Raw genomic sequence first — 11,397 nt, forward strand, 5'->3', positions numbered from 1 at the left:
ATGGCACAGTATATTTGGTTAATCCCGCTTCTTCCGCTTATCGGATTCTTTATCAACGGTTTAGGACGTAATCATTTACCAAAAAATCTTATTGCTTCGATCGGATCATTTAGTGTTTTAGGAAGTTTTATTATTTCATTAATTGTTTTCTTTACGATCCCCACGGGAGAAAATGCTCAACCCATTGTTTTTAAAGCATTTGATTTAATAAATATCCCAACGTTTCATGTACCGTTTGCATTCCAGATCGATGCATTAACCAGTTTATTTTTACTCATTATTACTGGTATCGGGTTTCTAATACACGTCTATAGTGCGGCGTATATGGTGACCGATAAAGGATATGGTAAATATTTCGCTTATCTCAACCTCTTTATTTTCTTCATGCTTTTATTAGTTATGGGAAATAATTTAGTTGTGATGTTTATCGGATGGGAAGGTGTTGGTCTATGCTCGTTTTTACTAATAGGCTTTTGGTTTACCAACCCGAGCTATGTAGCCGCAGCTAAAAAAGCATTCATCATGAATAGAATTGGTGATGTTGGCTTTTTATTAGCAATGTTCTGGATTTATAAAGAATTCAACACTTTCGAATATCAAGGAATAGCACATGCGGTAAGCAGTTTCGTAACCGCTACAGATGCCTATACGGTACAAATAGTTTTGGTAGGAATCACCTTGTTACTTTTCTTGGCAGCTACAGGTAAATCGGCACAATTACCTCTATTTACTTGGCTACCGGATGCGATGGCTGGTCCTACGCCTGTTTCTGCACTTATCCATGCAGCTACAATGGTGACGGCTGGGATCTTTATGATTACTCGCCTCAACTTCTTATTCGATCTGGCACCCATCACCATGACGGTTATTCAATGGGTAGGAATTATTACTGCTCTAATAACTGCCTCGATTGCAATGAAACAAAACGATATTAAAAAAGTATTAGCTTATTCTACCGTATCTCAATTAGGACTTATGTTCGCTGCAATAGGTTCGGGTGCCTATATCGCAGCTGTTTTCCACGTATTGACACACGCATTCTTCAAAGCTTTATTGTTCTTGGGTGCTGGTTCAGTTATTCACGGTATGAACAACGAGCAAGATATGAGCAAAATGGGTGGACTGAAAAACTACATGCCAATTACCAATACAACAATGCTTATCGGTTGCTTAGCCATATCGGGGATACCAGGTTTATCGGGTTTCTTCTCGAAAGATGAAATGCTTGTGGCTATGTTTGCTTCTAATAAGCTAGTTTATGCTCTAGGCTTCACTGTTTCTGTGATGACTGCTTTTTATATGTTCCGAATGTATGCATTAACATTCTTGGGTAATTTACGCTCAGAAGATATACATCCACACGAAAGCCCAATACCGATGACTTTACCATTGATAATATTATCAGTTCTTTCTATTATTGGTGGATACATCGGTATTCCTGCTATTTTTGTAGAAAATGCTCATACACTCAATACGTTTTTGGCGGGTGTAGTTCATCCTACCGAAATACACTTAACACACACAACCGAATATATTATGATGGGTGCTCTTTTTGTTGCAGTGTTGATTGCAATTTATTTTGCTCAGAAAATGTATACTAATCGACCAGAAACAGAATTTACAGGTATCGGAAAATCGATGGCTGATAAATGGTATTTCGATCAACTATATCAAATGGCAATTGTAACTCCTCTAATCCAATTAGGAGATATTCTATATACCTATATGGAAAAAGCTGGATTGCAAAAATTTATTTCGGGTATCGGAATTTTGAGTAATAAACAAGCATCGTATATACGCACTTTGCAAAACGGAAACGTAGGTTTCTATATCGTTTGTATGGTGATTGGGTTTATTGCATCTATCGGAATCTTTTTTATTGGCACTTTATTAAAATAACGAAAAATGGTTTTATCATTATTTATTCTATTACCGGCACTCGTTGGTTTACTGCTATTGCTAATGAAACAACAAAAGCCTTTCGTTTGGCTAGGTGCTGTTCTTAGTGGTTTTCTTTTAGCGTTAATGACCTTTCTGTTCTATAGAGGTGGATCGAACGAATTACAATACACCGCAGAGTGGTTTAATTTTAACCAACTCAAAACCTATTATGCATTAGATGCAACCAACTTAGGAGGATTAATGGTTTTTCTATCGACCTTAGTGTACAGCTTATTGTTTATTTATTTGGCAGCTAGCAAACAAAAATATTCGAATGTATTTTATGGTTTAATGCTCATAACACTCGCTGGACTCAATGGCGTTTTCTTAGCAAAAGATCTTATTTTATTCTATTTTTTCTGGGAGCTTGTACTTATCCCAACCTATTTCTTAATCGGGATTTGGGGCAAAGGATATAACAAAATTATGGCCAATATGACCTTCTTTTTGTACACCGTGTTTGGCTCGATGCTGATGCTCGCTGGCATCATTTTTATCGGATTTCATTTACAACCAAAATCATTCCTTTTTTATGATGTACAAGCGGTAACGGCACAGCAATATTGTGCTACAAGTTTATTAGCACTTTTATTTTTAATTGCTTTTGTAATCAAAATACCAATTTTCCCTTTCCATACCTGGCAACCGACCATCTACAAAACCTCACCAACTCCCGTAACAGTTGTATTGAGTGCATTGATGGCAAAAATGGGACTTTTTGCAGTGGTCAAATGGTACATTGGCTTATTCCCAATGGCATCAGAATACTTACCATATTTCTTGATTCCTGCTCTTATCGGTATTCTCTATGCTTCGCTTATTGCATTAAGCACTAACAATGTGAAAAAAATTATAGCCTATAGTTCCATTGCACACTTAGCACTAATTTTCCTTTCATTATTTACCAATGAACCTACTGGTTTCACTGCGGCATTCTTCCAAATGTTTTCGCATGGATTAGTTGTTCTAGGTTTATGGTTGATTGTTGATATAATGGAAAAACGCTATCATGTAACCAACCTGAAATCGTTGAGCGGTATAGCAACGGTAAATCCTACCATTGCAATATTCTTTATGGTATTTGCAATGGCCAATATCGGCTTACCACTTACCTCATCATTCATTGGAGAATTTATGATGTTATCTGCATTATTCAAATACAATATGTTTTGGGCAATAATTGCTTCATTGGGCGTAATTTTATCAGCAGTATATACCCTACGAATGATGAGCGCCCTTATGTTTGGCAAAACAACTTATAGATACGCAGGAAAACACCATACAGAAAAACCTGGTGTAATCATTGTTCTTAGCCTTATCACAATTTTGATTATTTATTTTGGCGTACATCCAAATGCCATTTTCTCATTATTAGCACACTAAATACTCTAGAAATTATTTGATATGAATATTATAATATTATCAGCACTTTCCGGGATAGTCTTCATGTTTAGTGGGTTCTACATCAAGAATCATAAAGCACTAAATCTCTTGTCGATTATTCTTTTATTAGGAATGGTAATCGGCGGAATTTGCCAATTGGCAGGCTACGAAATATTAGCTGATCGGTATAACAACATGATCAAACCGTCGCCCTATGGTGTTATATTTTTCTGTGTTTTGGCTGGTTTAGCAATATTGTATATGCTCATCAACCGTAATGAGTTTCACAAAGTCGGGAAACATTTAGGAGAATATTATGCTTTGATTTTCTTTTCATTTGTTGGGATTTCTGTTTTGGCACAATTTGCTAACCTAATAACCATGTTTTTGGCAATCGAATTACTATCGATACCAATGTACCTTATAGCAGGAACGGCAAAAAATAGTTTGAAAAGTACAGAAGCATCCGTAAAATATTTTTTGATGGGAGCTTTCTCAACAGGGATATTACTTTTGGGTATGAGTTTCGTATATGGATCAACAGGTACATTTCTTATCCAAAACATCCAAACCTTCTTGCCAGAATTACAAAATTTATACTATATCGGCTGGGTGCTAATTTTCACCTCATTTTGTTTCAAAGTAGGTGCTGCGCCATTCCAATTCTGGGTACCAGACGTTTACGCTGGCACACCAACAGTTTTCACCACGTACATGGCAACAATCGTAAAAGGAGGTTCTTTTTTAGGCTTTATCCTAATCATGCAATCGTTTCCGTTTAACGAAGAAAATTATGTATATTTCCGTTACCTGCTAACCGTAATTATTTTCCTAACATTATTTATCGGGAACTACGGTGCATTAAACCAACGCTCTGTCAAGAAAATGATGGCATATTCATCAATTGCACAAGCCGGTTTTATGTTATTTGTACTTTTCAATATCAACTGGGTTGCAAAAGAAGCACTAATGTATTATACCATTTCTTATAGTTTGGCATCATTCATTATTTTCTACGCGATTAACAATATGGGTAAAGGCAATTACGCAGATTTTGCCGGACTCGGAAAAGCAAATCCTATCTTAGCTTTTAGCGTTACAATTGCCCTTATTTCATTGGCCGGAATCCCTCTCACTGCAGGTTTCATAGCCAAATTTATGACCCTGAGTATTGGTGCAATGGACGAAAACAATTTGGCAATTATAATTCTTGGTTTGATAATGGCTGTAATGGGAATGTTTTACTATTTCAAAGTAATAGTACAAATGTATTTCCAGAGAGGTAATCCGAAACATAAACAGCAAGATGGTATGACCAATTTCTTATTGTTAACATCAGTTATTCTTATTATTGTTTTGGGTATTATCCCAGATCTTTTAACACGATGTCTTAATACGCCGATGTGGTAAAAAATATTTTCTCTCGATAAAAGTCCGAAAAATTATTTTTCGGACTTTTTTATATCGTTTTATATAATCTCTCAAGCGAATAAGCACGATTAAATTCAGTATTTTTGTATGTTTGAAAAACATTAAATAAAACAATATAACATGAGATCGATTATCTTTTTGCTAACATTTTTTGTGTTACAATATTCTAATGCACAACGAAAAGGATATTGGCAACAAAAAGTGGACTACCAAATTCAGGTGGATGTTAACGAAAAAAACTATCAGTATGATGGAAAAATGCAATTGAAATACACCAACAATTCTGATGATGATTTACAAAAAGTATATTTTCATTTGTATTTTAATGCCTTCCAACCAGGTAGTATGATGGATTACCGCTTAGCAAATATCAAAGATCCTGATAGGAGAATGGTCACGAATAAAGGAAGTAAAGAAAAACCCATCTACGAAAGTAGAATTGCTCGTTTACAACCCCACGAAATTGGTTACCAAAAAATAAAATCTATTACCTATAACGGTAAAAAAGTCAACTATATGGTCGATGGAACAATCTTAGAAGTTTCCTTACCAACACCTCTAAGAGCAGGTACTTCGGCAATCTTTCTACTCGATTGGCAAGCACAAGTACCGGCACAAATTCGCCGCTCTGGTCGTCAATCTTCTGAAGGTGTCGAATTTTCGATGACACAATGGTATCCTAAAATGGCACATTATGATGAATTTGGATGGCATTTGGACGAATATATCGGTCGAGAATTTGTTGCCCCATTCGGTAATTTTGATGTGCAAATCAACATCCATAAAGATTATATAGTAGGTGCCTCTGGAGTACTACAAAACCCGAATGAAGTAAAAGGATATGTGAAAAATGCTAAACCCAAAGTAAAAAACGGAAAAGTAACGTGGCATTACAAAGCAGAAAACATACATGATTTTGCTTGGGGTGCAGATCCAGATTATATCGTAGAAAAAGGGAAATCCAAAGGAGGAGTTGAGCTGTATTTTGTGTACCAACCTGGTCCCAAAACCACACAGAATTGGCATAAAGCAATTAACATTACCGCAGACTTTTTCGATTTTGTAGGAGATCGTTTCGGAGCTTATCCTTGGCCAACATATACAATAGTGCAAGGCGGTGATGGTGGAATGGAATACGGAACTGCAACCCTCATTACAGGAGAACGCAGTTTGGATAGTTTGATTGGTGTAATCTTCCATGAAGCTGCACATTCATGGTATCAACACCTTTTCGGTATCAATGAAACACATGACGAATGGTTTGATGAAGGTTTCACTTCTTATATCGAGCAACTCGGCTCATTGAACTGGAAAAAAGAAACCATCCTACCCAACCCAAATCCAGAAGCATACGAAGGCTATTTTAATTTGGCAAAATCGGGTTTAGAAGAACCAGCAAGTCTATTAGCCGATTATTATAATACCAATTTTGCATATAGTTTACAAGCATATTATAAAGGTCAAGTTATGGCAATTCAATTGGGTTATATAATTGGTGATGAAGCACTAAAAGAGACTTTCAAGCAATTTTACAAAGAATGGAAATTCAAACATCCTACACCGAACGACTTCAAAAGAACAGCCGAAAAAGTTTCAGGTATCAACCTGAAGTGGTATTTTAACTTGTTTATTAATACAACACGTTTTATAGATTATGGGATTGAAAAAACAAACACTAACGAACTAAAAATCAGTAATCTTTCTGATTTTGCTATGCCAATAGACGTTTTGGTAGAATACCAAGACGGAAGCAAGGAACTATTTTACATACCATTACGCGAAATGAGAGGCGAGAAAAAACCAGAAACCTTTGCTCTATACCAAAGCATAAAAAGAACTGTGCTTACCGATTGGTTTTGGACAAATCCTACCTATACTATCAAAACAAAAAAAGAGATTAAAAAAGCAGAAATCGACCCAACCAAACGTTTGGCCGATGTAAACCCTAATAACAACATCACACAATAATGCTATTAGCCGTAAATATAGGAAACTCTAACATGCGCTTTGCCGTTTTTGATGGAGAACAACAACTAAGAACATGGACAATCAACAGTAAACCATACCGTACAGAAGATGAAATGTTTGCTAAATTTAGCAGCATGTATATACCTTTCGGTATTGATTATAAACAAATTACCGACATCGTAATTGGTTCGGTTGTTCCTGTTCTCACCCTGCGTATTCAGGGTGCTTTGAGGGACATTCATGGTATTGAGCCTATGATTGTTGATCGTAATACACCGTCAGCTGTTAAACACAAATCGAACCAAATGGGAACTGATTTGTATGCCAATGCTGTTGCTGCACATTATAGTAGTTATCCTGACTATAAAGTTATAATCGACTTTGGTACAGCTCTAACTTTTTTAGGCATAGATTCTACAGGAGAAGTGGGCGGAGTAGTAATTTCTCCTGGTATCAATACGGCAATGAAATCATTGGTGGGTGAGACAGCGCAACTACCAGAAATAGAACTCATCCGACCCAATAATGTCTTGGGTCTAGACACTGTTACTTGTATGCAAAGTGGAATGGTTTACGGTTATCTAAGTATGATAGAAGGAATGATAGACCGTATAAATAAAGAAGTTGGTAGCAATGCTTTTGTAATATCTACCGGTGGATTGGGTGGTGTTTTTTCTCCCCTTACAACCAAAATTCACGTAGATGATCGACTACATACCATAAAAGGTCTAAAGAAACTTTATGAATTGAACCGATAAAAAAAGCAACTTTAGAAATCTAAAGTTGCTTTTTTTAATTGCATTATATTATACTTTAATAGAAATATTATTGTCCAAATAAAGCATCATCTACTTTATTTGGTAAAGTAACTTTCAACAATGGCTCTGTTTCCATTGCTCTTTTTATTGCAAAAATAGCCTCATCATTTCTTGCCCACGAACGACGAGCGATTCCGTTATTCACATCCCAATGTAACATCATTTTCAATCGTTTACTGGCTTGCTCAGTCCCATCGAGTAATAATCCAAAACCTCCATTGATAACTTCGCCCCAACCTACTCCACCACCATTGTGAATAGAAACCCATGTTGCCCCTCGGAAACTATCTCCAATTACATTATGAATAGCCATATCTGCAGTGAACTGTGATCCATCGTAGATATTAGAGGTTTCTCTGAACGGTGAATCTGTACCCGAAACATCGTGATGATCACGCCCTAAAACTACTTCACCGATTTCTCCTCTAGCAATTGCTTCGTTAAACGCTTGTGCAATTTTTATACGTCCTTCTGCATCTGCATATAAAATTCTGGCTTGCGAACCTACTACCAATTTATTTTCTTGTGCCCCTTTTATCCAAGTAATATTATCTTGCATTTGTTGTTTGATTTCATCTGGCGAATGTTGCATAATTTCTTCTAGAACTCGACAAGCAATTTCATCTGTTTTCTGTAAATCATCAGCTTTCCCCGATGTACAAACCCAACGGAAAGGCCCAAAACCAAAATCAAAGCACATAGGTCCCATAATATCTTGTACATAAGATGGATACTTGAAATCGACCCCATTTTCTGCCATTACATCTGCTCCAGCACGTGAAGCTTCTAATAAAAAGGCATTCCCATAATCGAAGAAATAGGTTCCTTTTGCGGTATGTTTATTGATTGCTGCTGCATGACGACGCAAACTTTCTTGCACTTTTAGGCGAAATGTTTCTGGATCTTCTGCCATCATTTTATTGGCTTCATCGACACTCATCCCTACAGGATAATATCCTCCTGCCCATGGATTATGTAAAGATGTCTGATCTGATCCTAAATCGATGTATACATTTTCTTCATAGAATTTCTCCCAAACATCTACCACATTTCCGTCATAAGCAATAGAAACAACTTCTTTATTTTCTTTTGCTTTTTTCACTCGTACAACCAATTCATCCAAATCTTTGATTACCTCATCTACCCAACCTTGTTCGTATCGTTTGTAGGTTGCTTCTGGATTAACTTCTGCTGTAACCGAAATAACACCAGCAATATTTCCGGCTTTTGGCTGTGCCCCCGACATCCCGCCTAAACCTGCGGTTACAAAAAGTTTTCCTTTGGTTCCTAATTTTTTTCTTTCTTTTGTATCCATGATTTTTCGACAACCGTTGAGAACCGTAATTGTGGTACCGTGAACGATCCCTTGCGGACCGATATACATATAACTTCCGGCAGTCATTTGCCCGTATTGTGTTACGCCTAAAGCATTGTATTTTTCCCAATCATCTTGTTTAGAGTAATTAGGAATCATCATACCATTGGTTACCACCACGCGTGGTGCGTTTTTGTGCGAAGGGAAAAGCCCCATCGGGTGTCCTGAATACATTACCAAAGTTTGTTCATCGGTCATTTCTGAAAGATACTTCATAGTAAGACGATATTGTGCCCAGTTCTGGAAAACTGCACCATTACCACCATAGGTAATTAATTCTTCTGGATGCTGAGCAACTGCAGGATCAAGGTTATTTTGAATCATCAATTGTATGGCTTTTGCTTGATCAGATTTACCTGGATATTGATCCAATGGGCGGGCATACATTTCGTAATCGGGCATTAAACGATACATATAGATGCGGCCATATTTTTCTAGTTCTTCTCTGAATTCTGGTAATAAGGTCGAATGATCTTTTGGGTCGAAATAACGCAATGCATTTCGTAAAGCTAATTCGATTTCGGTATTCGAAAGAATTTCTTTGCGTTTAGGTGCATGTGATAGTTCTGGATTTCTTTTCTTTGGTTGAGGTAGTTGAGTAGGTATTCCGGATTGTATTTGTTCTTGAAATGTCATGATTTTGCGTTTTTTCGTCTCGAAATTAATCATTTATTCTCGAAATAAGAAATGAATATGCTGTGAGTTAGTAAGATTATTCTTTTCAAAGGATTTGATAGAATCCTTGGCCAAATAGGTAGTTTATAGTTTTAGACAAATAAATTCTTGGACCCAAAGAATTGTATCCTGCCAATTATTGTTTGATCTTGATTTGCATCAAAAATAAAAACATGGATAATTAGTATCTTAGGTTCATTAAGTAGAGAGAAAATGAATTTGAAGCATCTTACGAACCTAACAAAAAATTTACCGAATACACCGACAATGCCTGTACTTTTTATGGGGCACGGAAATCCGATGAATGCAATAGAAGAAAATTCTTTTGTTCAAGAAATGCGTAATATTGTAAAGAGAATTCCCCCTCCGAAACTTATTTTATGTATTTCTGCGCATTGGGAAACACTTGGCACGAAAGTTACTGCAATGGAAACACCACAGACTATTCATGATTTTTTTGGATTTCCGCAAGCTTTGTTCGAGGTGCAATATCCTGCTCCTGGATCGAGGGAATGGGCAATCTATATAAAAGATTTATTGAGTGGCAATAGTGTAAGTTTAGATGAAACATGGGGTTTGGATCATGGTGCTTGGTCGGTGATAAAGCACATGTACCCTGAGGCAAATATTCCGGTAATAGAACTAAGTCTTGATTATAGAAAGTCGCCTAAAGAACATTATGAGTTGGCGCGTGATTTACACAGTTTGCGTAACAAAGGTGTGCTTGTTTTGGGTAGTGGAAATAATGTACATAATTTACGAGCGATCGATTGGAGGAAAATCAATGATAATTTTGCTTTCGATTGGGCCCTAGAGGCCAATGAAAAAATGAAGGATTTTATGCTGAGGCACGAGCATGAGAAATTGATTAATTTTTCTGCTCAAGGGACTGCTTTTCAGTTATCGATTCCGACTCCAGAACATTACCTTCCTATGCTTTATACATTGAGCTTGCAAAACGAAAACGACCAATTATCATTTTTTAATGATGCTCCTGTTGGTGGCTCATTGTTTATGACTTCTGTGATTTTGGAAGCTTCTTAATCGGATAGAAAAGCCATAAAATAGCAATTGCTATAAGTGCTCCTAGTGCATTTGCCAACAAATCGTACCAATCGAAACTCCTACCGAAAGGTAATAGGTGTTGAGCAATTTCTACCAGAAAACTAACAGTAAATGTAACGAAAAACACTTCTAAATAGCGTAATTTATACGCATTATAGACCAAGATTGCCAAGCAAAAGAATAGGATGAAATGAACAATCTTATCGGTATGTTGAAAGGTAAAAAAAAATTTAAAAAACGATATTTTACTGAAACTTCCTGCTGATCTTGATGGCATTTGAGTCACCAAAATAAGAAAAGTTAGGTAACAATAAAATATCGTTTTAGGATAGTTTATTTTATGCGCCAACCAATTCTTTGTATGCATCGGCATCCAATAAATCGTTCAGTTCATCTGCATTTTCGATTTTTACTTTGATAATCCAACCTTCTCCGTAAGGATCTGTATTGATATTTTCTGGTGATGACTCTAAATCTGCATTGAAAGAAATTATTTCTCCACTGATTGGCATAAACAAATCAGAAACTGTTTTTACTGCTTCTACAGTCCCGAAAACCTCTTCTTTGTTTAGGGTTTCGCCTTCTGTTTCTACGTCAACATAAACGATGTCACCTAACTCTCCTTGTGCGAAAGCGGTGATCCCGATGGTTGCAATATCTCCTTCAACGGCCACCCATTCGTGGTCTTTACTGTACTTTAAATTTGTTGGAAAACTCATACTATTATTTTTTTGGTTTGTT

The 11,397-nt window shown here is 36.5% G+C and carries 9 protein-coding genes; 6 read left to right on the forward strand and 3 right to left on the reverse strand.

Annotation, left to right across the window (positions count from 1 at the left end; all coding sequences use genetic code 11):
• The 5 genes from nuoL (at window position 1) to WEEVI_RS04205 (ending at window position 7,481) form a co-directional block, all read left to right on the forward strand.
• A complete protein-coding gene (nuoL, locus tag WEEVI_RS04185; protein WP_013597918.1) occupies window positions 1–1,899 on the forward strand; it encodes an NADH-quinone oxidoreductase subunit L in 1,899 nt (632 codons plus the stop codon).
• A gap of 6 nt (window positions 1,900–1,905) precedes the next feature.
• The gene (locus WEEVI_RS04190) at window positions 1,906–3,324 is read left to right on the forward strand and encodes a complex I subunit 4 family protein (protein WP_013597919.1); all 1,419 of its coding nucleotides are present in this window, start codon (window positions 1,906–1,908) and stop codon (window positions 3,322–3,324) included.
• Window positions 3,325–3,345: 21 nt separating this feature from the next.
• Entirely contained in the window at window positions 3,346–4,734 is a 1,389-nt protein-coding gene (locus WEEVI_RS04195) for an NADH-quinone oxidoreductase subunit N (protein WP_013597920.1), read from the forward strand.
• Between the two features lie 141 nt (window positions 4,735–4,875).
• Window positions 4,876–6,723 (forward strand): M1 family metallopeptidase, encoded by a 1,848-nt coding sequence (locus WEEVI_RS04200; protein WP_013597921.1) that lies wholly within the window; start codon window positions 4,876–4,878, stop codon window positions 6,721–6,723.
• On the forward strand, window positions 6,723–7,481 hold the full coding sequence (locus WEEVI_RS04205; protein ID WP_013597922.1) for a type III pantothenate kinase: 759 nt from the start codon (window positions 6,723–6,725) through the stop codon (window positions 7,479–7,481). Before WEEVI_RS04200 ends, WEEVI_RS04205 begins: the two co-directional genes overlap by 1 nt.
• Before the next feature lie 67 nt (window positions 7,482–7,548).
• Here the strand turns inward: WEEVI_RS04205 and hutU are convergent, their stop codons facing one another.
• Window positions 7,549–9,552, reverse strand: coding sequence for a urocanate hydratase (hutU, locus tag WEEVI_RS04210; protein ID WP_013597923.1), 2,004 nt, complete (start codon window positions 9,550–9,552; stop codon window positions 7,549–7,551).
• Between the two features lie 252 nt (window positions 9,553–9,804).
• Between hutU and ygiD the strand changes: the two genes are divergently transcribed.
• Window positions 9,805–10,635 (forward strand): 4,5-DOPA-extradiol-dioxygenase, encoded by an 831-nt coding sequence (gene ygiD, locus WEEVI_RS04215; RefSeq protein ID WP_013597924.1) that lies wholly within the window; start codon window positions 9,805–9,807, stop codon window positions 10,633–10,635.
• Here ygiD and WEEVI_RS10910 read toward each other — a convergent pair.
• On the reverse strand, window positions 10,604–11,029 hold the full coding sequence (locus WEEVI_RS10910) for a VanZ family protein (RefSeq protein WP_013597925.1): 426 nt from the start codon (window positions 11,027–11,029) through the stop codon (window positions 10,604–10,606). The genes ygiD and WEEVI_RS10910 overlap by 32 nt on opposite strands.
• Complete coding sequence (gene gcvH / locus WEEVI_RS04225; protein ID WP_013597926.1) at window positions 10,995–11,375, reverse strand: glycine cleavage system protein GcvH; 381 nt, start codon at window positions 11,373–11,375, stop codon at window positions 10,995–10,997. Before gcvH ends, WEEVI_RS10910 begins: the two co-directional genes overlap by 35 nt.
• Window positions 11,376–11,397 lie beyond the last annotated feature (22 nt).

The organism is Weeksella virosa DSM 16922, assembly GCF_000189415.1.
Lineage (GTDB): Bacteria > Bacteroidota > Bacteroidia > Flavobacteriales > Weeksellaceae > Weeksella > Weeksella virosa.

Excerpts from the sequence above, each read along its gene's own strand:
- nuoL (WP_013597918.1), top strand. The coding sequence starts at position 1 with ATGGCACAGTATATTTGGTTAATCCCGCTTCTTCCGCTTATCGGATTC.
- WEEVI_RS04190 (WP_013597919.1), top strand. The coding sequence starts at position 1,906 with ATGGTTTTATCATTATTTATTCTATTACCGGCACTCGTTGGTTTACTG.
- WEEVI_RS04195 (WP_013597920.1), top strand. The coding sequence starts at position 3,346 with ATGAATATTATAATATTATCAGCACTTTCCGGGATAGTCTTCATGTTT.
- WEEVI_RS04200 (WP_013597921.1), top strand. The coding sequence starts at position 4,876 with ATGAGATCGATTATCTTTTTGCTAACATTTTTTGTGTTACAATATTCT.
- WEEVI_RS04205 (WP_013597922.1), top strand. The coding sequence starts at position 6,723 with ATGCTATTAGCCGTAAATATAGGAAACTCTAACATGCGCTTTGCCGTT.
- hutU (WP_013597923.1), bottom strand. The coding sequence starts at position 9,552 with ATGACATTTCAAGAACAAATACAATCCGGAATACCTACTCAACTACCT.
- ygiD (WP_013597924.1), top strand. The coding sequence starts at position 9,805 with ATGAATTTGAAGCATCTTACGAACCTAACAAAAAATTTACCGAATACA.
- WEEVI_RS10910 (WP_013597925.1), bottom strand. The coding sequence starts at position 11,029 with ATGCCGATGCATACAAAGAATTGGTTGGCGCATAAAATAAACTATCCT.
- gcvH (WP_013597926.1), bottom strand. The coding sequence starts at position 11,375 with ATGAGTTTTCCAACAAATTTAAAGTACAGTAAAGACCACGAATGGGTG.